Annotated in this window: 25 protein-coding genes; 13 read left to right on the top strand and 12 right to left on the bottom strand. The window is 73.3% G+C overall.

Features of this window, described 5'->3' with window-relative positions:
- Positions 1–3: 3 nt before the first annotated feature.
- Both ACIBHY_RS03780 and ACIBHY_RS03775 read right to left on the bottom strand, forming a co-directional pair.
- Positions 4–687 carry a response regulator gene (locus tag ACIBHY_RS03780; RefSeq protein WP_397305850.1) on the bottom strand — a complete coding sequence of 228 codons (684 nt, stop codon included), beginning with the start codon at positions 685–687 and terminating at the stop codon, positions 4–6.
- Positions 684–1,859 (bottom strand): sensor histidine kinase, encoded by a 1,176-nt coding sequence (locus ACIBHY_RS03775; protein WP_397305849.1) that lies wholly within the window; start codon positions 1,857–1,859, stop codon positions 684–686. Before ACIBHY_RS03775 ends, ACIBHY_RS03780 begins: the two co-directional genes overlap by 4 nt.
- Positions 1,860–1,966: 107 nt before the next feature.
- Here ACIBHY_RS03775 and ACIBHY_RS03770 point away from each other — a divergent pair, with 107 nt between their 5' ends.
- Positions 1,967–2,311 carry a VOC family protein gene (locus ACIBHY_RS03770; protein WP_397246580.1) on the top strand — a complete coding sequence of 115 codons (345 nt, stop codon included), beginning with the start codon at positions 1,967–1,969 and terminating at the stop codon, positions 2,309–2,311.
- Here ACIBHY_RS03770 and ACIBHY_RS03765 read toward each other — a convergent pair whose 3' ends face one another.
- Both ACIBHY_RS03765 and ACIBHY_RS03760 read right to left on the bottom strand, forming a co-directional pair.
- On the bottom strand, positions 2,312–3,058 hold the full coding sequence (locus ACIBHY_RS03765; RefSeq protein WP_397246578.1) for a lysophospholipid acyltransferase family protein: 747 nt from the start codon (positions 3,056–3,058) through the stop codon (positions 2,312–2,314).
- A complete protein-coding gene (locus ACIBHY_RS03760) occupies positions 3,051–4,235 on the bottom strand; it encodes a cytochrome P450 (protein WP_397305848.1) in 1,185 nt (394 codons plus the stop codon). The genes ACIBHY_RS03765 and ACIBHY_RS03760 overlap by 8 nt, the downstream gene beginning before the upstream one ends.
- 55 nt (positions 4,236–4,290) lie before the next feature.
- On the opposite strand from ACIBHY_RS03760, the gene dhaK reads away from it, so the two are divergent.
- Genes dhaK through ACIBHY_RS03745 form a run of 3 tightly spaced genes read left to right on the top strand, consistent with a single transcriptional unit; the run spans position 4,291 to position 6,259 of the window.
- Entirely contained in the window at positions 4,291–5,271 is a 981-nt protein-coding gene (gene dhaK / locus ACIBHY_RS03755; RefSeq protein WP_397305847.1) for a dihydroxyacetone kinase subunit DhaK, read from the top strand.
- Positions 5,271–5,885 carry a dihydroxyacetone kinase subunit DhaL gene (gene dhaL / locus ACIBHY_RS03750; RefSeq protein ID WP_397305846.1) on the top strand — a complete coding sequence of 205 codons (615 nt, stop codon included), beginning with the start codon at positions 5,271–5,273 and terminating at the stop codon, positions 5,883–5,885. The genes dhaK and dhaL overlap by 1 nt, the downstream gene beginning before the upstream one ends.
- Positions 5,885–6,259, top strand: coding sequence for a PTS-dependent dihydroxyacetone kinase phosphotransferase subunit DhaM (locus ACIBHY_RS03745; RefSeq protein WP_397246570.1), 375 nt, complete (start codon positions 5,885–5,887; stop codon positions 6,257–6,259). Before dhaL ends, ACIBHY_RS03745 begins: the two co-directional genes overlap by 1 nt.
- On the opposite strand, the gene ACIBHY_RS03740 is transcribed toward ACIBHY_RS03745, so the two are convergent.
- Genes ACIBHY_RS03740 through ACIBHY_RS03730 form a run of 3 tightly spaced genes read right to left on the bottom strand, consistent with a single transcriptional unit; the run spans position 6,256 to position 9,354 of the window.
- Positions 6,256–8,052: a thiamine pyrophosphate-binding protein gene (locus ACIBHY_RS03740; RefSeq protein WP_397305844.1), complete on the bottom strand. Its 1,797-nt coding sequence runs from the start codon at positions 8,050–8,052 to the stop codon at positions 6,256–6,258. The two genes, ACIBHY_RS03745 and ACIBHY_RS03740, sit on opposite strands and share 4 nt — an antisense overlap.
- Positions 8,049–8,843 (bottom strand): cyclase family protein, encoded by a 795-nt coding sequence (locus ACIBHY_RS03735; RefSeq protein WP_397246566.1) that lies wholly within the window; start codon positions 8,841–8,843, stop codon positions 8,049–8,051. Before ACIBHY_RS03735 ends, ACIBHY_RS03740 begins: the two co-directional genes overlap by 4 nt.
- 46 nt (positions 8,844–8,889) lie before the next feature.
- A complete protein-coding gene (locus tag ACIBHY_RS03730; protein WP_397305843.1) occupies positions 8,890–9,354 on the bottom strand; it encodes a hypothetical protein in 465 nt (154 codons plus the stop codon).
- A gap of 170 nt (positions 9,355–9,524) precedes the next feature.
- On the opposite strand from ACIBHY_RS03730, the gene ACIBHY_RS03725 reads away from it, so the two are divergent.
- From ACIBHY_RS03725 to ACIBHY_RS03705, 5 genes are read left to right on the top strand one after another with little or no spacing between them, the layout of a single operon-like run.
- Positions 9,525–11,084 (top strand): ABC transporter substrate-binding protein, encoded by a 1,560-nt coding sequence (locus tag ACIBHY_RS03725; protein WP_397305842.1) that lies wholly within the window; start codon positions 9,525–9,527, stop codon positions 11,082–11,084.
- Positions 11,084–12,046, top strand: a complete 963-nt coding sequence (locus tag ACIBHY_RS03720) for an ABC transporter permease (RefSeq protein WP_397246560.1) — start codon at positions 11,084–11,086, stop codon at positions 12,044–12,046. Before ACIBHY_RS03725 ends, ACIBHY_RS03720 begins: the two co-directional genes overlap by 1 nt.
- Complete coding sequence (locus tag ACIBHY_RS03715; protein WP_397246558.1) at positions 12,043–12,870, top strand: ABC transporter permease; 828 nt, start codon at positions 12,043–12,045, stop codon at positions 12,868–12,870. Before ACIBHY_RS03720 ends, ACIBHY_RS03715 begins: the two co-directional genes overlap by 4 nt.
- A complete protein-coding gene (locus ACIBHY_RS03710; protein ID WP_397305840.1) occupies positions 12,867–13,790 on the top strand; it encodes an ABC transporter ATP-binding protein in 924 nt (307 codons plus the stop codon). Before ACIBHY_RS03715 ends, ACIBHY_RS03710 begins: the two co-directional genes overlap by 4 nt.
- Positions 13,774–14,466 (top strand): ABC transporter ATP-binding protein, encoded by a 693-nt coding sequence (locus tag ACIBHY_RS03705; protein WP_397246554.1) that lies wholly within the window; start codon positions 13,774–13,776, stop codon positions 14,464–14,466. Before ACIBHY_RS03710 ends, ACIBHY_RS03705 begins: the two co-directional genes overlap by 17 nt.
- Here ACIBHY_RS03705 and ACIBHY_RS03700 read toward each other — a convergent pair.
- Complete coding sequence (locus ACIBHY_RS03700) at positions 14,402–14,830, bottom strand: CBS domain-containing protein (RefSeq protein ID WP_397246552.1); 429 nt, start codon at positions 14,828–14,830, stop codon at positions 14,402–14,404. The genes ACIBHY_RS03705 and ACIBHY_RS03700 overlap by 65 nt on opposite strands.
- Positions 14,831–14,985: 155 nt before the next feature.
- Between ACIBHY_RS03700 and ACIBHY_RS03695 the strand changes: the two genes are divergently transcribed.
- The gene (locus ACIBHY_RS03695; RefSeq protein WP_397305839.1) at positions 14,986–16,383 is read left to right on the top strand and encodes an aminopeptidase P family protein; all 1,398 of its coding nucleotides are present in this window, start codon (positions 14,986–14,988) and stop codon (positions 16,381–16,383) included.
- Here the strand turns inward: ACIBHY_RS03695 and ACIBHY_RS03690 are convergent.
- Positions 16,380–17,240, bottom strand: a complete 861-nt coding sequence (locus ACIBHY_RS03690) for a LysR substrate-binding domain-containing protein (protein ID WP_397246548.1) — start codon at positions 17,238–17,240, stop codon at positions 16,380–16,382. The genes ACIBHY_RS03695 and ACIBHY_RS03690 overlap by 4 nt on opposite strands.
- Before the next feature lie 81 nt (positions 17,241–17,321).
- On the opposite strand from ACIBHY_RS03690, the gene ACIBHY_RS03685 reads away from it, so the two are divergent.
- The gene (locus ACIBHY_RS03685) at positions 17,322–18,485 is read left to right on the top strand and encodes an MFS transporter (RefSeq protein WP_397246546.1); all 1,164 of its coding nucleotides are present in this window, start codon (positions 17,322–17,324) and stop codon (positions 18,483–18,485) included.
- 18 nt (positions 18,486–18,503) lie between these two features.
- Positions 18,504–19,253 carry an alpha/beta fold hydrolase gene (locus ACIBHY_RS03680; RefSeq protein WP_397305838.1) on the top strand — a complete coding sequence of 250 codons (750 nt, stop codon included), beginning with the start codon at positions 18,504–18,506 and terminating at the stop codon, positions 19,251–19,253.
- On the opposite strand, the gene ACIBHY_RS03675 is transcribed toward ACIBHY_RS03680, so the two are convergent.
- Genes ACIBHY_RS03675 through ACIBHY_RS03665 form a run of 3 tightly spaced genes read right to left on the bottom strand, consistent with a single transcriptional unit; the run spans position 19,184 to position 22,828 of the window.
- The gene (locus tag ACIBHY_RS03675) at positions 19,184–20,908 is read right to left on the bottom strand and encodes a glycoside hydrolase family 3 protein (protein ID WP_397305837.1); all 1,725 of its coding nucleotides are present in this window, start codon (positions 20,906–20,908) and stop codon (positions 19,184–19,186) included. The genes ACIBHY_RS03680 and ACIBHY_RS03675 overlap by 70 nt on opposite strands.
- The gene (locus tag ACIBHY_RS03670; protein WP_397305836.1) at positions 20,905–22,152 is read right to left on the bottom strand and encodes an MFS transporter; all 1,248 of its coding nucleotides are present in this window, start codon (positions 22,150–22,152) and stop codon (positions 20,905–20,907) included. The genes ACIBHY_RS03675 and ACIBHY_RS03670 overlap by 4 nt, the downstream gene beginning before the upstream one ends.
- Positions 22,145–22,828, bottom strand: a complete 684-nt coding sequence (locus ACIBHY_RS03665; RefSeq protein WP_397305835.1) for a tyrosine-protein phosphatase — start codon at positions 22,826–22,828, stop codon at positions 22,145–22,147. The genes ACIBHY_RS03670 and ACIBHY_RS03665 overlap by 8 nt, the downstream gene beginning before the upstream one ends.
- A 71-nt stretch (positions 22,829–22,899) precedes the next feature.
- On the opposite strand from ACIBHY_RS03665, the gene ACIBHY_RS03660 reads away from it, so the two are divergent.
- Entirely contained in the window at positions 22,900–23,628 is a 729-nt protein-coding gene (locus ACIBHY_RS03660) for a GntR family transcriptional regulator (protein WP_397246534.1), read from the top strand.
- Positions 23,629–23,631: the final 3 nt, after the last annotated feature.

Raw genomic sequence — 23,631 nt, 5'->3', positions numbered from 1 at the left:
TCCTCACCCGCCGGGCAGCCGCAGCAGACCGCTGTCATAGGCGAAGATCGCCGCCTGGACCCGGTTCTCCAGCCCGAGCCTCGTCAGGATGCGGTTGACGCGGCTCTTCACCCCGGCCTCGGACAGGCCGAGTTCGGCGGCGATCTGGGCGTTGGACAGTCCCTTGGCCACCAGGACCAGCACGTCCAGCTCGCGCCGGGTGAGCGGGCCGGGAGCCCGGGGGCGTTCCGGCGGGTCGAGGAGGGCGGAGGGCACCGCCGCGAACGCGCCGATCAGCCGCCTGGTCACACTCGGGGCCAGCATGGAGTCACCGGCCGCCACCACCCTGATCGCCTCGGCGAGCTGCTCGGGCGAGGAGTTCTTCAGCATGAAGCCGCCGGCCCCGGCGCGCAGGGCGGCGTGCACGTACTCGTCGAGGTCGAACGTGGTCAGGACCAGCACGCGCGGGCGCGGCCGATCGCGGTGCTGCCAGCCGGACAGGATGCGGGCGGTGGCCTCGACGCCGGTCAGGCCGGGCATCCGCACGTCCATGACGATGACGTCGGGGCACAGGTCGGCGGCCATGGCCACGGCCTGCCCGCCGTCGGCCGCCTCGCCGACGACGTCGAGGTCGGCCCGCCGTACCAGCATGGCCTTGAGCGCGGCACGGACCAGTGCCTGGTCGTCGGCGATCAGCACGCGGATCATCCCGAGGCCGCCCATCGCAGCCGGGCCTCGACGCGCCAGCCGCCGTTGTGCGGGCCGGCGCGCAGGTCGCCGTCGAACAGGGCGGCGCGCTCGCGCATGCCGATGAGGCCGAGGCCGGAGCCGGGCAGCGGGCTGTGGCCGGGCGCGGGCGGGCCGTTGGCGACCACGACGGACAGGCCGCCCGAGACCTGGCGCACCTCGACGCGGACGGTCACGGGGCCGGCGTGCTTCAGGACGTTCGTGAGGGCCTCCTGGACGATGCGATAGGCCGAGACCTGCGCGGCCTGCGGCACCGCGGCCGCGTCCCGGCCGGTGAACGTGAGCTCGACCCGGCAGCCGGCCGACTCCGCGGCGGCGGCCAGCCGGTCGAGATGGTCGAGGGAGGCGTTCGGGCCGGTGTCGCCGGGGCCGCCGTCGGCGAGCAGGCCGAGCAGGCGGCGCATCTCCTCCAGCGCCGTGTCGGCGGCCGAGCCGATCGCGCGCACGCCGGTATCGCCGGGAAGCGCCTCGGCGCTGGCGCGCGCCTGCATGGCGATCGCGCTGACGTGGTGGGCGACCAGGTCGTGCAGGTCACGGGCGACGCGGGCACGCTCGGCCGTGACCGCGCGGCGGGCACTGAGCTCCTGTTCCGCGCGCAGCCGGTCGGTCAGCTCGCGCAGGCGACGGGCATCCTCCCGTACGCGCCGCTGCGCGCTGCCCAGCAGCCACAATCCCCACGCCAGGCCCGCCACGAGCACCCACTCCAGCGGCCCGAGCGACAGCCCAGGCGGCGCGGGCCGCCCCAGCGCCGGCCGCAGCACCTCGGGCCCCAGCACCGCGGCCGTCACCATCACGACCATCGCCGCGCTGCCCGGCGGCCGGGCGTACCGGGCCACCGCGTACCCGGCGAAGGCCACGAACACCCCGTCGTTGTAGCCGACGACCGGATCGGCCACCTCGTACACCACGTAGGCCAGGCCGACCACGACCATCACCGGCCACGGCTGGGTACGCCGCCACACCAGCGGCAGCCCCTGGGCCAGGATCAGCGACAGCAGCATCGCGGCGGTCGCCGGATCGCCCGGCAGGCCCTCGCTCAGCCGCAGCAGCACGCCGAGCAGCGTCACCGCGCAGGCGAGCAGCGTGTCGGCGGCGCGCGGGTGCGCGGCGAAGAGCTGGCGTAGGGTCGTCATCGGTCTGGCCAGCGTAGACGAGCCCCGGGCGGCGACCGGACCGGAGGCGACCAAAGATGCGCGGGCACCGGGAAGATCCCCCTCCGGGGGGAGATAGGGTGTGCGCCGTGATCGCCCGTCAGAGCCAGCTCGTCCTCGACTGCGCCGACCCGGCCCGCCTGGCCGCGTTCTGGGCCGCCGTCCTCGGCGGGGAGCCCGTGCACCGCGACGCCGGCTGGTCGTCGGTCCGTCCGCCGGACGGGCTGCGCCTGGCCTTCCAGCGGGTGCCCGAGGGCAAGACGGCCAAGAACCGCCTCCACCTGGACCTGGCCGTCGCCTCCCCCGCCGACGCCGCGCGGGCGGTGCTCGCGCTGGGCGGGCGCGCCGTCGGAGAACTCCAGGTGGACGCGGTGGGCGCCTTCCAGACGATGGCCGATCCGGAGGGCAACGAGTTCTGCCTCGTCAGCCCGTGATCAGTCCTTCTTGGCGCGCAGCTCGGCCTCCTCGGCGTCCATGGCCGCCGCCTCCTCGGGCGTCGGCGCGGTGCCGCCGAGGTGCGCGGGCTGCCACCAGACGCCCTGCGGGATCTCCGGGTACGTGCGCTGCGCCCGGTCGACCAGCTCCGTCAGGCGGGTCTGCAGGGTGGCGGTGTGCTCGTTGACGTTCTCGCCGCGCTTGGGGTGCATCGGCTCACCCACCAGGATGCTGATGGGCACGTGCCGCTGGGTCAGCTGCTTGGAGCGGCCCTTGGTCCACAGCCGCTGGCTGCCCCAGAGGGCGACCGGGATCAGGGGCACGTTGGTGGCCTGGGCCATCCGGATGGCGCCGTTCTTGATCTCCTTGACGGTGAACGAACGGCTGATCGTGGCCTCGGCGAAGACGCCGACCACCTCGCCCGCCTTCAGCATGCGCAACGCGGTGGCGTAGCTGCCCGCCCCGGCGCCCCGGTCGACCGGAATGTGCTTCATGCCGCGCATCAACGGCCCGGAGATCTTGTGGTCGAAGACGTCCTGCTTGGCCATGAACCGCACCAGCCGCTTGGACGGCAGCGCCCCGAACCCGGCGAAGATGAAGTCGAGATAGCTGATGTGGTTGCTGACCAGCACCGCGCCGCCCGTCCTCGGCACGTGCTCGGTCCCCTCCATGTGGAAGCGGTAGTCCATCACCTTGAAGAGGGTCCGCGCCAGCGCGATCACCGGCGGGTACACGATCTCAGCCATGCCCGAACCGTAGCCTAGGTTGGACGGTGGTCGGGAGGGTGACCATTCCCCGGACGTTGCCGTGGCTGGTACGCCGGATTCCGGACGGGTCCACGTCGTAGTCCGGCTCCACGGCCCTGACGAGTTCTTCCAGCGTGACGCGGGCTTCGAGCCTGGCCAGGGCGGCGCCCAGGCAGTGGTGGCGGCCGGCGCCGAAGCTGATCGCGCGGGAGGTGTCGCGGGTGAGGTCGTAGGCGCCGGCCTCGGGGAAGGCGCTCTCGTCGCGGTTGGCGGAGCCGATGAGGAGCCAGATCTTGGCGCCGGGCGGGAGACGCTCGCCGTACAGCTCGATCTCTGTTGTGAGACGGCGGGCGATGCCGTGCGCGGGGGTGTCGTAGCGCAGCGTCTCGGCGGCCCATTCCCCGATCGCGCCCGCGAACGCGGCGGCGCGCTGGGCGGGGTGGCGCCAGGCGTGGTACCAGGCGGCGTTGAGCAGGTGGGTGGTGGTCTCCGCGCCCGCGCCGATCAGGAGCATGAGGAAGGCGACGATCTCCCCGTCGTCCAGCCCGTCGTCGGCGACGAGGACGGAGACGAGGTCGTCGCGCGGCGACGCGCGGCGCTCGGCGACGATGGAGGCGTAGTAGTCGCCGAGTCCGATGATGCTCTTGAGCCCGTCTTCGCCCATCTCGCCGTTCGGGTCGTAGCGGAGCAGGGCGTCGGAGCGGCCGCGGATCTCGGCCCGGTCGGCGCGCGGCACGCCTATGAGCTCGGAGATGACGTCGAGCGGGAGGCGGGCCGACAGCTCCGTGGCGAAGTCGAAGCTCCCCTTGTCCGCCGCGGCGGACACGTACGCGCGGGCCATCCGCCTGACCATGGGTTCGAGGGCGGCGACGCGGCGCTGGGTGAAGCCGCGCGCGACGATCGCCCGCATCCGGGTGTGGTCGGGCGGGTCCATGGCGACGAACGACAGGTAGGAACGCGCCTTCGGCCCCCACGCGCCGGGATCGATCATGGGCCCGTGGTCGCTGGAGTACAGGTCGCTGTCGGGCAGCGCGGCGGCGACGTCGGCGTGCCGGGACAGCGCCCAGAAACCGAGCGCCTCGTTGCGGTAGAGCGGTGCTTCGCGGCGCATCCTGGCGTAGACGGGGAACGGATCCTCGATGACCGCGGGATCGTAAGGACTGTAGACAAGCTCCACCCGGACCACGCTATTCCGCTTGCTCTCCGGTGAGAACGGGCATTGGTTAGTGACCATGAAGAAGCTCATCAATTCGCCCGGCGACGTGGTCGGCGACGCGCTGAAGGGCATGGCGGCGGCGCATCCGTCGCTGCGGGTGGCCGACCAGGTCGTCTACCGCGCGACGGGGCCGCGCGCGGGCAAGGTCGGGCTGGTCTCCGGCGGCGGCTCGGGTCACGAGCCCCTGCACGCCGGCTTCGTCGGGTACGGCATGCTCGACGCGGCCTGTCCGGGGGAGGTCTTCACCTCACCGGTGCCCGACCAGATCATCGCCGCCACGCGGGCCGTCGACGGCGGCGCGGGCGTGCTCCACATCGTCAAGAACTACACCGGCGACACGCTCAACTTCGAGCTGGCCGCCGACATGACCGAGGGCGTCGAGGTGGCCGGCGTGCTGGTCGACGACGACGTGGCGGTCCAGGACTCGCTGTACACCGCCGGCCGGCGCGGCACCGGCGCCACGTTGTTCGTGGAGAAGATGGCCGGGGCGCTGGCCGAGCAGGGCGCGCCGCTGGCGCAGGTGGCCAGGGTGGCGGCCGAGGTGGACGGGCGCAGCCGCTCGTTCGGCATCGCGCTGACCTCGTGCACGACGCCGGCGGCCGGCAAGCCGACGTTCGACCTGCCCGACGACCAGGTGGAGCTGGGCATCGGCATCCACGGCGAGCCGGGCCGCCGCCGGGCGCCGCACGCCCCCGCGCGGGAGCTGGCCGAGGTCGCGATGGACGCCGTCCACGGCGACCTGCCCCTCTACGGCGACCTGCTCGTCATGGTCAACGGCATGGGCGGGACGCCGCTGATCGAGCTGTACGTGGTCTTCGCCGAGGTGGAGGCGTACGTACGGGCGAAGGGCGCGCGGGTGGCGCGCTCGCTGGTCGGCAACTACGTGACGAGCCTGGACATGCAGGGCTTCTCGGTCACCGTGTGCCGGCTGGACGACGAGCTGACCCGGCTGTGGGACGCGCCGGTCGAGACGCCGGGACTGCGATGGGGCCGCTGATGGACGCCGCGTTCTGCGCCGCGTGGCTGGAGGCCGCCGCGCTGGCGGTCGCGGCGGAGCGCGAACGGCTGACCGACCTGGACGCCGCGATCGGCGACGCCGACCACGGAGCCAACCTCGACCGCGGCTTCTCCGAGGTACGGCAGGCCCTGGCGGCGGGCGAACCCGGCCGGCCGCTGGCCGTGGCGGGGGTGACGCTGATCAGGAAGGTCGGCGGAGCCTCAGGGCCGCTCTACGGCTCCCTGCTGCGGGCCATGGGCAAGGCGCTCGGCGAGTCGTTCACCCTGGACGAGTTCGCGGTGGCCTTCCAGGCGGGGGTGGACGAGGTGGCGCGGCTCGGCAAGGCCGTGGAAGGGGACAAGACGATGCTGGACGCGCTCGGGCCCGCGGCCAGAGCGCTGGCGGGAGCCGTACGGGATGGGGCGGAGCCTCGCGCGGGTTTCGAGCGGGCGGCGCGGGCGGCGCGTGCGGGCGCGCTGGCGACGGTGCCGCTGGTGGCGCGTAGGGGGCGGGCGAGCTATCTGGGCGAGCGCAGCGCGGGACACGAGGACCCGGGCGCGGCCTCGTCCGCGCTGATCGTGGGCGCGCTGGTCACGGCGGACGGGGAGGCGTGATGGTGGGGATCGTGCTGGTCTCGCACAGCGCCGGGCTGGCGGCCGAGACGGTGGCGCTGGCGCGGGGGATCGCGGGCGAGCGGGTGCCGATGGCCGCGGCGGGCGGAACGGACGGCGGCGGGCTCGGTACCAGCTTCGACCTGATCGAGGCCGCCGTCGGCGCGGTCGAGCAGGGCGACGGGGTGGTGCTCATCCCGGATCTGGGCAGTTCGGTGCTGACCGCCCGGCTGCTGGTGGATCCGGGGCGGGTGGTGCTGGCCGACGTGCCGTTCGTGGAGGGCGCGGTGGCCGCGGCCGTCACCTCGGGCGCGGGGGCGCCGCTGGCCCAGGTGGTGGCCGCGGCCGAGGAGGCGCGCACGTTCCGCAAGGGCTAGTGGCCTTTGAACGCCTCCTCCAGCCACCAGGACGGCCGCTCCCTGGTGATCTTCGCGTGGACGAGGATCGCGCGGTCCCTGGGGCCGTCCAGCCAGTCGGAGACGGCTCGCAGGTCGGCGGGCTCGGTGACGGTGACGGCGGCCAGGCCGAGTGCCCGAGCCATGGCCGCGAGGTCGGTGGGCGGGAAGGTCACGGTGCCGTGCGGCTGGCCCGTGAAGTGGTGGACCTCCGCGCCGTACGCCTCGTCGTCGTAGACCACGATCACCATGGGCAGGCCGAGGCGGGCGACGGTTTCGAGCTCGGAGACGCCCATGAGCGCGCCGCCGTCCCCGAGGGCGGCGACGGGAAGCCGGTCGGGCAGGGCCAGCGCGGCGCCGACCGCCGTGGCCAGGCCGAGCCCGATCGACTGGAACGCCTGGGTGAAGCAGAAGCCCCGCTCATCCGGGACATCCATCCACATGGACGGATATCCCATGAAATTTCCGGAATCAGGGGCGATGACGCGCTCGGCCGGGAGGATGTCGTCCAGGGCGGCGGTGAGGGTCCGCGGATCGATGCGCCCTCCCCCCGTCTCGTCCTCGTACGGCACCGCCCGCCACCGCCCCTCGGCCGCGATCCGCCCGGCCAGCTCGGCCGAGCGATACCCGGCGGGCAGACCTTCCGGCGGCGCCAGGAGTTCCCGCACGGCGGTGGCCACCTGGGCGACCTCGCCGGTCACCGGCAGGTCCACCGGGACGTGGCGGGCGGCGACCGGATGTTCGAGGTCGACCTGGGCGACGCGGGTGCCCGGGGAGATCAGGGAGCCGTGCCGGGTGGTCCACATGTTGAGCGCGCAACCCCAGGCGACCACGAGGTCGGCGCCGCCGATGAGCTCGGCGGTCAGCGGGGTGCTGAAGCCACCGCTGACGTCCAGGTCCCACGGGCTGCCGCGGAACAGGCCCTTGGCCACGGCGGAGGTGGCGAGCAGCGCGCCGGTCAGGTCGGCCAGATCCTCCAGTTCCAGCCGCGCGTGCCGCGCACCCCGCCCGGCCACGAACACCGGCCGCCGGGCCTCCCCCAGCAACCGCGCCAGTACCCCCACCCCAGGACCGGCCTCGCGAGCCCCACGACCGCCGAGCGCGTCGGCCCCGGCAACACCGGGCGAACCCGCGCCCAACTCCGCCACACCGGCCTCCGCCTCGGGCGAGAGCATGTCCGGCCGGCGTGAGGACCTATCCGGCACGGGCGGCGTGCCTGTGCCCTGCGGAGGCGTGTGCGGACCGGGCGGAAGGGTGGCCGTGTGTGCCTGGGTGACCAGAGGCTCCAGGGCGGGCCAGTCCGGGGCCGGGCTGGACTGGAGGTCCAGGGGGAGGCTCAGGACGACCGTGCGCCGGTCCTCGCGAGCCACCCGCAACGCCTCCAGCGCGTCCTGCGCGCGGGTCAGCCGCATCGGCACCGCCCCCACCGCCCTGGCCAGCGCCGCCTGGTCGAGGTGGAAGTTGGAGTGCGGCTCGGTGACGTCGGCGGCCAGGACGAGCAGGGGCGTGCGGCTCTTGGCCGCCTCGGCGATGCCGGTCATCGCGTTCGTGAGGCCGGGACCCTGGTGGACCGACAGCACGGCGACCCGGCCGCTCATGCGGGTGTAGGCGTCGGCCATGGTGGCGGCGCCGCCCTCGTGCCGGGCGGCGACGAAGCGGGCGCCGTGCCGTACCAGGGCATTGGTGAGGTGGAAGTTGCCGCTGCCGACCACCCCGAACGCGGTGTCCACCCCCGCGGCGGCCAGCAGCCGCCCGACGGCCTCCGCGACGATCACCGCGCGGCCTCGGGGGCGCCGTGCTCGACCAGCGCCAGGACGCGCACGGGGCTGCCGGAGCCGCCCACGATCGGCAGCGGCGGGGCCAGGACGACGGCGCCGGTGACGGGCAGGCGGTCGAGGTTGCGGAGCTGGGTGAGGCCGTACTTGCCGGCGCCGAGCAGGAAGGAGTGGCAGGGGAACGGGGGGTCGAAGGAGTGGGCGGCGCCGGCGTCGGTGCCGACGGTCTCGACGCCGACGCCGAGGATGGGCGTCTGCTCGGCCAGCCAGCGGGCGCACTCGACGGAGATGCCGGGGCTGTGCGGTCCGGTCTCGTCGGCGTTGAGGAAGGCGGCCTGGTCGTGGGAGCGGGCGTCCCAGCCGGTGCGGTACAGCAGCCAGCCGCCCTCGGGCAGCGCGCCGTTGGCCCGCTCCCACTCCTGGACGTGCTCGACCCGCAGCAGGAAGTCGGGGTCCTTCTCCGCCTCGGCGGCCACGTCGAGTACGACGGCGGGCGCGAGCAGGTGGCCGGTCGGCACCTGGGCGACGTCGTGCCCGTCGCGCCCGCTCACCCAGTGGACGGGGGCGTCGAAGTGGGTTCCGGTGTGCTCTCCGGTGTGGATGTCGTTCCAGTACCAGGCGGGGCCGCGGTCGTCGTAGCGGCTGATCTCCTCCAGCCGGAAGGGGATGGTGTTCCCGAACGGCTCGGGCAGCTGCAGGATCGGGGTCTCGGACGACAGCGGCGCGGTCAGGTCGACGACCTCGATCGCGCCGCTGCGGACGGACTCCACCAGGCTGCGCAGTACGGACATGGCATCCTCCTCGGGACGTTTGGTTGTAGATTCCCCCGCCGGGGGTTCAGGATGCCCGGACCCAGTCGGCGCAGCCGCCGGTCTGGAACGCCTTGTCGGCCGGCTGGATGGTGACGGTGGCGGGGCCGGTGACCATGTCGGCGGCGATCACGTCGCCGATCCCACCGACGCCCTTGAGGCGGGCCCAGTAGCAGGTGCCCTGGCCGGGAGCGGGGCCGGTGGTGCGGTAGGTGCCGGGCTGGATCTCCTGCGGTACGGCCAGCGTCTTGGTCCCGCCCGCGAGCCCGGACGTCAGCCCGGAAGGCAGGGACGAGGGCAGCCCGGACGGCTGAGCGGAAAGCTGGGAAGAGGGCTGAGAAGAGGGCTGTGCGGAGGGCGGGGCGCTCTCGTCCGGTAACGGCTCGTCCATCGTGACCGTCACCGTCGGCCCCGGCGAGGTGATCGGCTCCCCCTCGCCCAGCCCGGCGAAGTACCCGATCAGGAACCCCAGCGCGGCCGTCAGTCCCGCCACGAGCAAAATGACCGACGGACTGCTCGTCGCGCGGGGTGGTTCGGGAGGCCCGTACGTCACCGGACAAGACTCCCACGCCTCACCTACCCCATAACAACCCCCCTTATTGCGACAAGTTCGCAGGTGCAGATTATGCTCGCCGGAGTCCTACCCTTCCCCGGAGGTTCCCCATGAGGCTGGCCCGGCCCGCCGCCGTGCTGTCCATCGCCGCGCTCACCGCCTGTTCCGCGCCGTCCGGCCCGGCACAGCCAGGCGCCCAGAACAAGGGCGACGACACCTTCGTCATCGGCATCAGCTCGGAGTTCGAGAACCTCAGCCCGATCCTCGGCTACGCGGCCGACGGCGGCTCGCTGATGTTCGACGGCCTCATGTCCAGGTCCCCCGACCTCTCGCTGAAGCCGGCGCTGGCCGCCCAGCCCCCGGTCACCTCGCCCGACGGCAAGAAGGTCACCTTCACGCTGCGCGACGGCGTCACCTTCCACGACGGCCGCCCGCTCACCAGCAAGGACGTCGTCTACACCTACACCACCGTCCTGGACCCCAAGGCGAGCTCCCCGATCTCCGGCGACTACGCGGCCATCGACAAGGTCGCCGCGCCGGACGCCAAGACCGTCGAGTTCACGCTCAAGTACCCCTACGCCCCGCTCACCCAGCGCACCACGCTCGGCATCGTGCCCGACGGCGGCATCGACCCGGCCAAGCCCGTGGGCACCGGCCCGTACACCTTCACCCAGTGGACCCCCGGCGACAAGATCTCGCTGGCCGCCAACGAGAAGTACTGGGCCGGCGCGCCGGCCATCAAGAAGGTCGTGGTCGCCTTCGCCCCGGACGACAACGTGCGCTCCACGCGCCTGGCGGCCGGCGAGTTCGACGCGACCGTGCTCCCGCCGAAGGCGGCCAAGCGCTTCGAGGGCCAGCAGGGCCTGACCGTGTACAAGCAGCACAGCGCGGACTACCGGGGCATCATGTTCCCGTCGAAGCCCGCGGTGACCGGCGACAGGGCGATCAGGAAGGCGTTCAGCCTGGCCGTGGACCGCCAGGCGATGGTCGACTCCATCCTCGCCGGCGCCGGCGAGCCCGCCTTCGGCCCCGTGCCGCACGACATCGCCTGGCACAACAAGGAGATCACCGGCAACCCGGCCGCCGACCTCCCGCAGGCGTCGAAGCTGCTCGACGAGGCCGGATGGAAGCCCGGCCCCGACGGCATCCGCGCCAAGGGCGGCACCAAGGCGAGCTTCACGCTCATGTACCCGGCCGGCGACTCGCTGCGCAAGGAGCTCTCCCTGGCCGCCGCCTCCGACGCCAAGAAGGCGGGCATCGAGGTGAAGCTGGCCGGTCTCGACTGGGACGCCATCGAGCCCCGCATGGCCCAGGACGCCCTCATGATGGGGTATGGCTCGCCGTACGACCCCGACTACATCAACTACGACCTGTTCCACTCCTCCCAGGCGGGCAAGGGCTTCTTCAACCCCGGCCACTACGACAACCCGGCCGTGGACAAGCTCCTGGAGAAGGGCCGCGAGTCGGCCGACCCGGCGGTGCGCAAGCAGGCCTACGACGAGTTCCAGAAGCTCATCCGCGAGGACGAGGTCTGGACCTACCTGACCTTCCTCAAGCACGTCTACGTGGTGCGCGGCTCCTACCAGGGCGTTCAGCAGAGCGTCGACGCCCACGAGCACGCGACCGGCGGGCTGTTCCGCGACATCCACACCTGGAAGCCCGCCGCCTGATGCTCCGCCTCGTCCTGTGGCGGCTGGCGTTCGCCGTGCCCGTCCTGATCATGGTCACGATCGGGATGTTCGCGCTGGCCAGCGCCTCGCCGTTCGACCCGGTCCGGCAGTATCTGGGTGATCGGGCGATGACCACCTCTCCCGAGGTCGTCGCCCAGATCCGGGCCAACTGGGCGCTCGACCGCCCGATCATGGAGCAGTACGCCACCTGGCTCGGCAACCTCGTCCAGGGCGACCTGGGCGAGTCGCGCTCCTTCCACCGCCCGGTCCTGGACGTGGTGACCGAGCGCCTGCCCTGGACGCTGCTGGCGACCGGCTCGGCGATCGTGCTCATGCTGGCCGGCAGCCTGATCGTGGGCACGCTGGCCGCCTGGCGGCAGGGCGGCGCCCTGGACCGGGTGATCACCGGCGCGGCGTTCGCCAACGAGTCGGCGCCGGTGTTCTGGCTGGCGCTGCTGGTCGTCTACGTCTTCTCCGTCAAGCTCGGCTGGCTGCCCGCGGGCGGCCTCACCGACGCCGCCTCGACCACCGTGGACCCGCTCGACGTGGCCAGGCACATGGTGCTGCCGGTGACGGTGCTGGCGGTCTCGCAGTCGTCGTGGCTGGTGCTGTACGTGCGCGAGTCGGTGATCGGCACCCTGCGCGAGGACTTCGTCACCGGCGCCAGGGCCCGCGGGCTCAAGGAACGCACGGTGCTGATCCGGCACGCGCTGCGCTCGGCGCTGCTGCCGTTCCTGACGCTGCTGGGCGCCCGCATCCCCGAGCTGGTCACCGGCGCGATCCTGGTGGAGACCGTCTTCTCCTGGCCGGGGGTGGCCTCGACCTCGGTGCAGGCGGCGCTGGCGGTGGACTTCCCGCTGCTGGCGGTGCTGACGCTGCTCGGCACCGTCGCGGTGCTGACCGGCAACCTCGTGGCCGACCTGGCCTACCGGCTGGCCGACCCGAGGGTGGCCACCTCATGAACGTACGTCACAAGGGCGTGTGGGCGGCCGCGATCACGCTGGGCGTGCTCGCGCTGGCCGTGCTGGTGGTGCCGCCGATCGTCCAGCTCGACCAGCAGCTGGTCGACCTGCGCTCCGCGGGCCTGGCGCCGTCGCCCGCGCACCCGCTCGGCACCGACGAGATGGGCCGCGACGTGCTGCTGCGCTCGCTGTACGGCCTGCGCGTCTCGTTCATGGTCGGCCTGGTGGCCGCGCTGGTCAGCATGGTCATCGGCGGCCTGCTCGGACTGGCGGCGGGCAGTCTCGGGGGTCTGCCCGACCGCCTGCTCATGCGGGTGGTGGACGGCTTCTCCGCGCTGCCCCACCTGCTGCTCGGCATCTTCATCGTGGCCATGTTCGCGCCGAGCCCGTACGCGGTGATCGTCTCGGTGGGCGTGACCCACTGGACGACCGCCGCGCGCATCGTGCGTTCGGAGGTGCTGTCGCTGCGCGAGCGCCCGTTCGTGGAGGCGGCGGTCTCGGGCGGCGCGAGCCGCGCCCGGGTGGTCAGGCGCCACCTGCTGCCCCATCTGGCGCCGCACCTGCTGCTGGCCACCGTGCTGATGGTGCCGCACGCGATCTGGCACGAGACCGCGCTCAGCTTCCTGGGCCTGGGCCTGCCGCCGCATCTGGCCTCGCTGGGCAACATGATCAACGACGGCCAGCGCTCGCTGCTGTCGGGCGACTGGTGGTCGAGCTTCGCGCCCGGCCTGTTCATCCTCGTGCCGACGCTGGCGGTCTCGGTGCTCACCCAGCACTGGCGCGACCGTCTCAACCCGCGCACCCGATCGGAGCTGTCGCTGTGAAGCTCGACGTGTCCGGCCTGTCGGTCCGCTTCCGCGTCCCGGGCGCGGTGGTGAGGGCCGTCACAGAGGCCTCCTTCGAGGTACGGCCCGGCCGCTGCCTGGCCCTGGTCGGCGAGTCGGGCTGCGGCAAGTCCGTGCTCGCGCACGCGCTGCTCGGCCTGCTGCCCGCCAACGCCGCCATCACCGGTTCCGCCCGCCTCCACGCCGGGGGCGAGCCGCTCGACCTGCTGTCGGCGACGCCGGCCGTACTGGCGAAAAGGGTGCGCGGGCGCATGATCGGGCTGATCCCGCAGAGCCCGGCCACGCACCTGACCCCCGTGCGGACGGCGCGGGCGCAACTGGCCGAGGCGTGCGGAGAGCTCGGCGCCCGGCACACGCCCGAGGAGCTGGCCGAGCGCTTCGGCCTGAGTGCCCGGGACCTCGACCGCTACCCGCACGAGCTGTCCGGCGGGATGGCCCAGCGGGTCGCCAACGCGATCGCGCTGGCCGGCGACCCCGGGCTGCTGCTGGCCGACGAGCCCACGACCGGCCTGGACCGCCCTCTGGTGGAGCGGGCCATGGACGTGCTGCGCGAGCTGTGCGACGAGGGCCGCGCGGTGCTGCTGATCACGCACGACCTGCGCGCGGCCGAGCGGGTGGCCGACGACATCGCGGTCATGTACGCCAGCCGCCTGGTCGAGGCCGGGCCCGCCGAGCAGATCCTGGAACGTCCGCGCCACCCCTACACGGCTGGGCTGGTGGACGCGCAGCCCGACCGGGCGTTCGTCCCGATTCCCGGGCTGCCGCCCGAGCTGACCGCTCTGCCCGACGGCTGCGCGTTCGCGCCCCGCTGCCCGCGGGCCGCCGACGCCTGCCGTACCGTCCCCGCGCTGGAGGACGGCGTCGCCTGCTGGAGGGCCGGACATGTTGCGCGCGCATGAGATCACCGTGAGGTACGGCCGGCGGACGGTCCTGGACCGGGTCTCGTTCGACCTGCCGCCCGGCGAGGTGGTGGGGCTGGGGGGCCCGAGCGGCTGCGGCAAGTCGACGCTGGCCAGGGTGCTGGCGATGATGCTGCGCCCGGCGGGCGGGGCGCTGAGCGTGGACGGCACGCGGGTGCGCGGCTGGCGCCAGCGGGCGCCGCGCGAGCTGCGTACCCGGGTGGCGCTGCTCTACCAGCAGCCCCGGCTGGCGGTGGATCCGAAGCTGCGGCTGCGCGAGATCGTCGCCGAGCCGCTGGCGGCCGTGGGGCGTCCCGACGAGTCGCGGGTGAGCGCGCTGGCCGCCGAGGTGGGGCTGACCGGCGACCTGCTGACCCGCCGCCCGCACGAGGTGTCGGACGGCCAGCTGCAGCGGGCGTGCCTGGCGCGGGCGCTGACGCTGGATCCCGGCTACCTGATCTGTGATGAGATGACCACGATGCTGGACGCTTCGACGCAGGCTCATCTGGTCGCGGTGGTCAACGCCTACCGCGACAGGACGGGAGCCGGGGTGCTGGCCATCAGCCACGACGAGGTCCTGCTGGACCGCTGGGCCGGCAGCCGGGCCGAGCTCACCGGTGCAGGTAGTCCACCAGGGACGCCTTCTCCGTCTCCAGCTCCTCTATCGCGCTCTTGACCACGTCGCCGATGCTCACGATGCCGACCAGGCGGCCCTGGTCGACGACGGGCATGTGGCGGAAGCGGTGAGTCGTCATGATCCGGCGCAGCTCGTCGACGTTGGCGTTGGGCCCGACGGTGCGTACCTCCGTCGTCATGATCGCCGCGACCTCCGCGTCCAGGACGGCGGCGCCCTGGTCGTGCAGGCGGCGGACGACGTCACGCTCGGAGACGATGCCGTCGATCGTCTCGCCGTCGGCTGAGACGACGACGGCGCCGATGTTGTGTTCGGCAAGCTGTGCCAGCAGCTCCCTGACCGTGGCTCCGGGTGCCACGGTCATCACGTCGCTGCCCTTGTTGCGCAAGATAGTTCCAATGAGCATCTGCACCACCTCGGCTCTCGTAGGAGGGTCCTTCCCCGTTCAACGCCCGGGTTAAGCACTCCGTGCCCTCATCCGTCGCCAAGTAGGCTGGCTTGCCGCAGCGACGCCCTATTAATATGTGAAATACCACTCTCCGACCGCAGCGCAGGGAAGCGATGAACGAGCAGCTGAACACCGGTAGCCACGACCTGCCCATCACCGAGGAACTGGCCGCCTTCATGCGCACCGGCTGGGCCGACACCCGGCGTACCGACCTGAGCGCACTGCCCATCGCCCCCTGGGCGGCCAAGCGCAGGGCCGCCCTGGCCGCCCGCTTCCCGGGTGAGCGGCTGATCGTGCCGGCCGGGGTGCTCCGGGCGCGCAGCAACGACAGCGACCACCGGTTCCGGCCACACAGCGCGTACTCCTATCTGACCGGCGCGAGCGAGCCGGACGACGTGCTGGTGGTCGAGCCCGACGGGCAGGCCAGGCTGTATCTGCGCCCGCGCTCGCCGCGCGAGGAGGGCTCGGAGGCGTTCTACCGCGACCGGCGCTACGGCGAGTTCTGGGTGGGCCGCCGCCCCGACCTGGCCGAGGCCGAGCGGCTCTACCAACTGGAGTGCGCGGACATCCACGACTTCAACCCCGCCGGACCGGCCCGCGTGCTGCGCGGCGTGGACCCGGTCGTGGACGCGGCCGTCGCGCCCGGCGCGGGCGACGCGGAGCTCGCGATCTTCCTGTCGGAAATGCGGCTGATCAAGGACGAGTGGGAGGTCGGCGAGCTGCAGGGGGCCGTGGACGCCAGTGTGCGCGGCTTCGAGGACGTGGTCCGCGCCCTGCCCGAGGCCCTGCGCCACGCCCGCGGGGAGCGCTACCTGGAGGGGATCTTCGGGCTGCGCTCGCGGCTGGAGGGCAACGCGGTCGGCTACGACAGCATCGTGGCCTCCGGCGCGCACGCCTGCGTGCTCCACTGGGTCCGCAACGACGGCCGCCTCGACCCGAGTGAGCTGCTGCTCCTGGACGCCGGGGTCGAGGCCGACAGCCTCTACACCGCCGACATCACCCGCACGCTGCCGCTGTCGGGCCGCTTCAGCCCGGTGCAGCGCCAGGTGTACACGCTGGTGTACGAGGCGCAGAACGCCGGGATCGCCGCGCTGCGCCCCGGCGCCCGCTTCCGTGACTTCCATCTGGCCGCCATGCGCGTGATCGCCGAGGGCCTGCGGGACTGGGGCCTGCTGAAGGGCTCGGCCGACGAGCTCATGGGCAGCGGCCTCTACCGCCGCTACACGCTGTGCAGCAGCGGCCACATGCTCGGCCTGGACGTGCACGACTGCGCGAGGGCGCGCAGCGAGGTCTACCTGGACGGCGTGCTGGAGGAGGGCCAGGTGCTCACCGTCGAGCCCGGCCTCTACCTGCAGCCCGACGACCTCACGCTGCCCGCGGAGTTCAGGGGCATCGGGGTGCGCATCGAGGACGACCTCGTCATCACCCGCGACGGAGCCCGCCTCATGTCCGCCGCCCTCCCCCGCCACCCGGACGAGGTCGAGGGCTGGATGGCCACCCTGCTCTCCTAGGCGCCCAAAGTGGCCAGGAAGCGCGCCACCGCCGGTGTGGGGGTGGCGCGGGCGTCCCAGGCGACGCCGATGGGCCGCTGCTGGGCGGGCACGAGCGGCAGGTAGACGGGTTCGTCGTGCTCCAGCACCGCCGGTCTGGGCAGGACGCCGACGCCCAGCCCGGCGCCGATGAGGCCGCGCACGGTCGCGATCTCCTCACTCTCGAAGGCGATCACCGGCTGGAACCCGGCCGCCCGGCACAGCCGGTCGATGACGTGCCGCAGGTCCGTCGTGGGCGCGAACGCGATGAACGGCTCCCGCCGCACCTCACGCAGCCGCAGCCCCGGTACGGCCAGCGGGTGCTCGACCGGCAGCGCGATGCACAACTGCTGCTCGCGCAGCCCGTGCCAGCGGGCCGGGTGCGCCTGCGGGGGCGGCGTCACCAGCGCGGCGTCGATGTCGCCCTGCTGAAGCCACGCGTACAGTTCCCGGCCGAACCCCTGCCGCAGCTCGAAGCGGATGCCCGGCGTCCGGTCCCGGTGCTCGCGCAGCACCTCTGGCACCAGCCAGCGTCCCACCGAGTGCAGGAACCCGAGCCGGATCAGCCCCGTCCCCGGATCGGTCAGGGCCTCGATCCGGGCGCGCGCCTCGGTCAGCTCGGCGACCGCGCGCGCCGCGTGCTCGCGAAACAGCGTGCCGAACCGGTTCACGGCCAGCCGCCGCCCGTGCCGGTGGAACAGCTCGGCCCCGGCGTCGGCCTCCAGCCTGGCCAGGGCCCGCGAGAGCGTCGACTGGTTGACGCGCTCCAGCGCGGCGGTGTCGCGCATGTTCTCGGTCTCGCACAGCGACAGGAACCAGCGCAGCGTCTGCACGTCCATCCAGCGATGATGCGCCAGACGCATCAGCAGCGTCAACCAGTGCATTTTGAGCATCAGACGAGACCGGGCAGCATCGTGGCCGTGATCCGCCGCGTGAGATATGCGTTGATGTTCGGCGGCCTGGCGAACTTCCTGGCCCTCTACTACGTCCAGCCCCTGCTGCCCGGGATCGCCGCCCGCTTCGGCGTCTCCCCCGCCGAGTCCACGGCGGCGCTGTCGCTGACCACGATCACGATGGCGCTCGCGCTGCTGTTCGTCGGCCCGATCTCCGACATGACCGGCCGGGTGGCCATCATGCGCGCCTCCCTGCTCGGCTCGGCGGCGCTCGGGATCGCCGGCGCGTTCGCGCCGACCTGGCACGCGCTGCTCGTGCTGCGCGCCCTGGAGGGGATCGCGCTGGCCGGGCTGCCCGCCGTGGCGCTGGCCTACCTGCGCGAGGAGACCCCGCCGCAGGCCCATGTGCGCGCCAACGCCACCTTCGTGATGGGCACCGCCGCCGGCGGCGCCCTCGGGCGGCTGCTGCCCGGCCCCGTGCACGCGCTGTGGGGCTGGCAGGGCGCCACGCTGGCCGTCGGCGGCATCATGCTCGTCTGCGCGGCCGGTCTGTGGGTACTGCTGCCGCCCTCGCGCGGCTTCACCCGGTCCACGCCGAGCCTGCGCGGCCTGGCCCGCAACACCGCGCTGACGCTGCGCGACCCGGCGCTGGTGGCGTTGTGCCTGGTCGGGGCGGCGACCATGGGGGCGTTCGTGGGGTTGTGGAACGCGCTCACCTTCCGGCTGGAGGCGGCGCCGTACCTGCTGGGCGGGGCGGGGGCGCTGGTCTTCCTCGCCTACCCCTTCGGCGTGCCGGCGCCCATCGCGGCGGGACGGCTCGCGCTGCGGCGGGGCCGGGGCGTGACGGTCCTGCTCGGTGTGACGTTGCTGCTGGCCGGGACGCTGCTCACCGCCGCGCCCCAGCTACCCGCGATCGTGGCCGGGGTGGCGGTGCTGACCTTCGCCTTCCTCGGCACGCACTCGCTGGTCAGCGGCTGGGTCTCGGACCGCGCGCAGCGGGTGGGCGTGGGTGTGGGGCAGGCGGCCGGCCTGTATCTGCTGGCGTACTACACGGGCAGCTCATGGTTCGGGGCGCTGGCCGCCCAGCGGTGGGAGAGCGGCGGCTGGTCCAGCGTGATCACGGTCTCGGCCGCGCTGGCCGTGGGCGCGGGGCTGCTGGCGGTCCTGGCGCGCCGGTTCGACGCGCGGTGAAGGAGCTAGAGTTCCGTGGTGTACATCGCTCATCAGGTACGCGGCGGCGGCGAGCCCCTGGTGCTGCTGGCCGGGCAGTCGAACTCGCACCTGTGGTGGGAGAGCGTCCGGGAGGACTTCGAGACCCGGCACACCACGATCACGCTCGACTGGCTCGGCACCGGCGACAGTGACAAGCCCGACATCCCCTACTCGACGCGGGGCTTCGCCGCCGACGTGGTGCGGGTGCTCGACGAGCTCGGCATCTCGCGCGCCGCCGTCTACGGCACCTCCATGGGCGGCCGGGTCGCGCAGTGGGTCGCGGCCGACCATCCCGGCCGGGTACGCGCGCTGGTGCTCGGGTGCACCTCGCCGGGCGGCGCCCACGGGGTGGAGCGCTCGCAGGAGGTGCGCAGGGCACTGGCCGCGCCCGGCGCCGGACGGTACACGCTGGAGCTGATGTACACCCCGGAGTGGCTGGCCGGGCACGCCGGGCCGTACCACACGGTCGGTGACCCCGGCATGCCCGCCTACGCCCGCCGCCGCCACCTGACCGCCAGCGCCCGGCACGACGCGTGGGACGCGCTGCCCCGCATCACCGCGCCGACGCTCGTCGTGCACGGCACCGACGACGTGTTCAACCCGGCGGCCAACGCGCCCCTGCTGACCGAGCGCATCCCGGGGGCCAGGATGCATCTGATCAGGGGCGCGCGGCACGCCTACTTCGAGGAGTTCCGCGAGGAGGCGGGGCCGCTGGTGCTCGACTTCCTGGCCGACGCGCCGGGGTGACCGGCGGTGAAGAGCGGGTCGCGGGTGTCGAACGGCACGTCCTCGCGCGACTCGCGGACCGCCCGCATGGACGAGGGCAGGTCGAAGGGCAGCACCCCGTCCACCGGCGCCCGGCCGAGCAGCGCGTCCAGCACCACCTCGTCGGCCGCGCCGAAGTCGGCCAGCATCCGGTCGGCGACGGGGACCAGCCCGGTCAGGACGGCCGGGCGGTCCAGGTGGACGCAGAAGGCCGCCGGGGCCTTCGCGGCCACCGCGCGCAACCGGTCGAGCTCGGCGGCGGGGAACTCCAGCGAGCCCGCGTGGAAGTGCGACTCCAGCAGCCCCTCCCGCGGCTCGTAGGGCGCGTTCAGGCGGATCACCGCCAGGTCGGCCTCCTCCGGCCGTTCGACCACCTGCCCGTAGCGGGCGGCGACGTCCGGGTCGAGGTTCTCCACGTAGAGGGTCCGCGCGTCCCGCGGCCCGCCGGTCAGCCACACCAGCGAACGGCGCTGCGCCTCCCGGCCCAGGCTCCGGTGCCCGGACGCGCCCACCAGCCGCTTCGCCGCGTCCGGGTCGGTGTACGGGTTCTCGAAGAGCCCGAGCCGGAACTTCTCGCGCAGGATCCGGCGCGCGGAGAGGTCGAGCCGGGACTCCGGCGCGCGGCCGGAGGCGACGAGGTCGGTGAGCAGTTCCGGGCAGGTCTCGCCGCCGAGCTGGTCCACGCCGGCCTCCAGCATCATCGCCAGCTGGTCCGGGACCGGCAGGTGCTCGACGCCCCAGTTGCGCGGCGGCAGGGAGAGCACGCCCGGGATCTCGAAGCCGGTCAGCGCGTTGAAGTCGGTGCAGACCACGCCGTCGAAGCCGAACCGGCCGCGGGCCAGGCCGGTGATCACGTCGCGGTTGAAGTTCGCGCCGACCTCGGCCAGGCCGCTGCCGGTGGGGATGGCGTAACACGGCATCAGCTGGCTCACCCCGGCCGCGAAGGCGGCGGCGAACGGGCGCAGGTGGTAGTCGAGGTTGGCGCCCGGGTAGGCCTGGTGCCTGCCGTACGAGAAGTGCGGGTCCTCCCCGGCGGCCTGCGGGCCGCCGCCGGGGAAGTGCTTGACCATGCAGGCGACGCCCGCCCCCCGCATGCCGCGGATGTAGGCGGCGACCATGCGCGCGGCGCGCTCGGCGTCCTCGCCGAAGGTTCCGCTGATCCGCGCCCAGCGCGGCTCGGTGGCCAGGTCGGCCATCGGGTGCAGGGCCAGCCGGATGCCCACGGCGCGCAGTTCCCGCCCGGCCATCGCGGCGAAGCGCTCCACGAGGCCGGGGTCGTCGCTCGCCGCCAGGCCGATCGGCTCGGGTCCCGGGCTGAAGCCGCCGCCGGTGTGCGCGGTCGCCGGGTTGCCGGCGAAGCCGTGGCGCGGGTCGGAGGAGAAGGTGACGGGGATGCCGAGCCGGGTGCCGGCGGCCAGGTCCTGGACCGTGTTGTTCCACTCGGCCATCTCGGCCGGGGAGGGCACGTGCATCATCGCGAAGTGGGTGAGGTGCCGCTCGGTGACGAGCTCGGCGCCGGAGCCCAGGAACATGCGGCCGTGGCACATCAGCCCGGCCTTCTCCTCCAGGGTCATGCGGCCGAGCAGGTCGGTGACCCGGTCCTCCACGGGCAGTGCGGGGTTCCTGTAGGGCGTCATTTCCTTATCAAGGGGGTCAGGGCGGTGGCGAGCAGGGCCGCGACGGCGCCACCGCAGAAGAGCAGGAAGTAGTTCTTGTCCGCCGCGGGCGCGACCGGGTCGCCGCCCACGGCCAGCAGCAGCGGCGCGACGGCCGGGGCGATCGACTGCGGCAGGGCCTTGGCGATGTTGAACACGCCGAGGTAGCGGGCCGAGTCCGCGCTGCCGGGCATCACCCGGATGACGAGCGCGAGGTCAACGGCGTAGAAGACGCCGAGCCCGATCCCGGCCAGACCGGTGGCCAGGTAGATCGGCCAGACGGTGTCGGCGACCATCTTGACCAGCATCGAGGCGGTCAGCAGCAGCCCGGCCACGACGATGAAGGCCCGGTACGCCCGCGTACGCGAGGCCAGCTTGCCGGAGACGCCCGCGGCGGCCACGTTCAGCAGCAGGGAGAGCAGCCCCGTGGCCGAGACCAGCGCGGCCGCGGCGGCGGTGCTCATCTCCAGCCGGGTCATCAGGTAGAAGAGCCCGAAGGTGCCGATGAGCGCGTTGGCGAACTGCAGCAGGAAGCGCTGCACCCAGACCACCGTGAAGCTGGGCGAGAGCCGCGGGTCGAAGACCATGCTGGACAGCACGCTGCGCAGGTTGACCGGCGCGGCCTCGGGCACGACGGTGTCGTCGCGCAGCATCCGCCAGGCCAGCAGCCCGCCGAGCGCCCCGGCCGCGGCGGGGATGAGGAAGAGGGCGGCGACGTTGCCCGACAGCAGGCCCACGAGGACCAGCCCCGGTGTGACGCCGGCGAACCCGGCCGCGCCGAACCATCCGGAGACCGTCGCCTGCTGCTCGGGCGGCACCCGGTCGGCGATCACGGCCGACAGCGCGGCCAGCGCGGCGTTGTAGGACGCCTGGGCCAGCAGCCAGCCGACCAGGAGCTGGACGGTCCCGGTCGCGGTGGCCATCACCACGGCCGCGGGCACACCGCCGGCCAGCCCCGCCACGATCCACGGGCGGCGGCGGCCGTAACGGCTGCGGGTGCGGTCGGACAGGTGGCCGAAAACCGGATTGAGCAGGAACGCGGCCAGCGCGCCGACGGCCGTGACCACGCCGAGCAGGCCCTCCTTGGCGGCGGGGTCGATCTCGCCGGCCTTAAGCCCGAGGGTGGCGATGAGCGGGGTGGCCAGGGCGAAGGTGAGCAGCAGCTCGGTGACGAGCAACGCGGTGACGGTCCGCCGGGGCGCGCGCACCAGGACGAGCTCAGCCACGGATCGCCGCGATCGCCGCCGGTGAGACGCCACAGCGCAGCAGGAACTTCTCCGCTCCGCCGTGCCTGGACCCGATCGTGGCGAGGAAGGCGGTGATCGCCTCCGCGGGAGCGTGGAGCAGCGGTGGCGGGATCTTCGCGAGCCGCTCGCGCAGCGCCTCGACCCCCGCCTCCCCGGCGGCGCCGCCGTTCAGCGCGGTGACACTCGCGTGCCCCGCGGCCAGTTCCCGGAAGATGTCCGGAAGGGCCGCCGCGGTCGCCACGTAGTCGGCCACGATCTCCTCCACGGACACACCGCACAGGTCGAGCAGGAGCGCGACGAACAGTCCGGTCCGGTCCTTGCCCGCCGCGCAGTGCACGAGGACGGGCCCCTGGAAGGCGGCGATCTCCGCCGCCGCGGCGATGGCGCCGGGCGCGCCCTCCGCCATCCGCACGTAGAAGGCGCCCAGGTCGGCGCCGGTCTCCATGGAGGGAATCACCCCGGTGACGTCCAGGGGCAGGTGGTGCACGACGCACCCGGGGACGAGGTCCCACTCGCCGGGCACCCGCTCGGCCGCACCACGGAAGTCCACGATCGAGCGCACGCCGCGGAGCTGCTCAAGGGCCCCGGGCCAGCAGGAGGCGAACGGCTGCGCGGAGCGGAACAGCACCCCGGGAAGCGGTTCACGGAAGTTCATGAGAGACACATCTAGATGTCTAGATGTTGAAGTTGACGCGGGTCAATACTGCCGATGGCAAGCTGGTGAACATGCGTTCCTCCATCCCGGTCTACCTCCGGCTCGCCCGCACGCTCCAGGAACGGATCGACTCGGGCGCCCTGCCCGCCGGATCCCGGCTGCCCAGCGAGCCCGAGCTGTCGGCGGAGTTCGGCGTCAACCGGCTGACGATCCGCCAGGCCATCGCGGAACTCGACCGGGCCGGCTCCGTCGAGATCCGCCGCGGCATCGGAACCTTCGTCCGCTCCCCCGTCACCCGGGTCTCCATCGACGTCGACCCCCTCAGCCAGCGGGTCGACCTGGGCAGCATGCACGCTGGCCTGCCCGCGGAAGGCGTGGACGGCGCCATCGAGCGCATCGTCGCCACCGCCACCGCCGCGAACGCGCCCGAGGACCGCGAGGCCGCCGCCCACCTGGGACGCGGCCCCGGCGAGCTGGCCCGCATCGACACGCTCATCTGGATCGAGTCGGAGCCCTGGGCGATCAGCACGTACTGGCTGCCCGAGCACCTGCTGCCCGGCCGCCTGCCACCGGAGGGCAACGTGGTCCGCTCCCTGGGCGTGGCCCTGCAGTACGACTGGCGGGCCTTCAGCGCGACCGCCGCCGACATCGGCGACGCCGAGCACCTGGGCGTGGCCATCGGCAGCCCGCTGCTGGTCCGCGAGGGCGTCAGCTGCGACCCCGGCGGCGCGCCCGTCCTGTTCGTACGGCGCCGCATCCAGGGCGACCGCATCCGCTTCGTCCTGAACTTCCGGCGCTAGAAG

It is taken from the genome of Nonomuraea sp. NPDC050547, assembly GCF_044457345.1.
Lineage (GTDB): Bacteria > Actinomycetota > Actinomycetes > Streptosporangiales > Streptosporangiaceae > Nonomuraea.
The sequence above is the reverse complement of the archived record's forward strand: the minus strand, read 5'-3'. Positions and strand labels throughout refer to the sequence as shown.

Excerpts from the sequence above, each read along its gene's own strand:
- ACIBHY_RS03765 (WP_397246578.1), bottom strand. The coding sequence starts at position 3,058 with ATGGCTGAGATCGTGTACCCGCCGGTGATCGCGCTGGCGCGGACCCTC.
- ACIBHY_RS03665 (WP_397305835.1), bottom strand. The coding sequence starts at position 22,828 with ATGAACTTCCGTGAACCGCTTCCCGGGGTGCTGTTCCGCTCCGCGCAG.
- dhaL (WP_397305846.1), top strand. The coding sequence starts at position 5,271 with ATGGACGCCGCGTTCTGCGCCGCGTGGCTGGAGGCCGCCGCGCTGGCG.
- ACIBHY_RS03660 (WP_397246534.1), top strand. The coding sequence starts at position 22,900 with ATGCGTTCCTCCATCCCGGTCTACCTCCGGCTCGCCCGCACGCTCCAG.
- ACIBHY_RS03705 (WP_397246554.1), top strand. The coding sequence starts at position 13,774 with ATGTTGCGCGCGCATGAGATCACCGTGAGGTACGGCCGGCGGACGGTC.
- ACIBHY_RS03715 (WP_397246558.1), top strand. The coding sequence starts at position 12,043 with ATGAACGTACGTCACAAGGGCGTGTGGGCGGCCGCGATCACGCTGGGC.
- ACIBHY_RS03700 (WP_397246552.1), bottom strand. The coding sequence starts at position 14,830 with ATGCTCATTGGAACTATCTTGCGCAACAAGGGCAGCGACGTGATGACC.
- ACIBHY_RS03720 (WP_397246560.1), top strand. The coding sequence starts at position 11,084 with ATGCTCCGCCTCGTCCTGTGGCGGCTGGCGTTCGCCGTGCCCGTCCTG.
- ACIBHY_RS03775 (WP_397305849.1), bottom strand. The coding sequence starts at position 1,859 with ATGACGACCCTACGCCAGCTCTTCGCCGCGCACCCGCGCGCCGCCGAC.
- ACIBHY_RS03725 (WP_397305842.1), top strand. The coding sequence starts at position 9,525 with ATGAGGCTGGCCCGGCCCGCCGCCGTGCTGTCCATCGCCGCGCTCACC.
- dhaK (WP_397305847.1), top strand. The coding sequence starts at position 4,291 with ATGAAGAAGCTCATCAATTCGCCCGGCGACGTGGTCGGCGACGCGCTG.
- ACIBHY_RS03675 (WP_397305837.1), bottom strand. The coding sequence starts at position 20,908 with ATGACGCCCTACAGGAACCCCGCACTGCCCGTGGAGGACCGGGTCACC.
- ACIBHY_RS03780 (WP_397305850.1), bottom strand. The coding sequence starts at position 687 with ATGATCCGCGTGCTGATCGCCGACGACCAGGCACTGGTCCGTGCCGCG.
- ACIBHY_RS03745 (WP_397246570.1), top strand. The coding sequence starts at position 5,885 with ATGGTGGGGATCGTGCTGGTCTCGCACAGCGCCGGGCTGGCGGCCGAG.
- ACIBHY_RS03695 (WP_397305839.1), top strand. The coding sequence starts at position 14,986 with ATGAACGAGCAGCTGAACACCGGTAGCCACGACCTGCCCATCACCGAG.
- ACIBHY_RS03690 (WP_397246548.1), bottom strand. The coding sequence starts at position 17,240 with ATGGACGTGCAGACGCTGCGCTGGTTCCTGTCGCTGTGCGAGACCGAG.
- ACIBHY_RS03735 (WP_397246566.1), bottom strand. The coding sequence starts at position 8,843 with ATGTCCGTACTGCGCAGCCTGGTGGAGTCCGTCCGCAGCGGCGCGATC.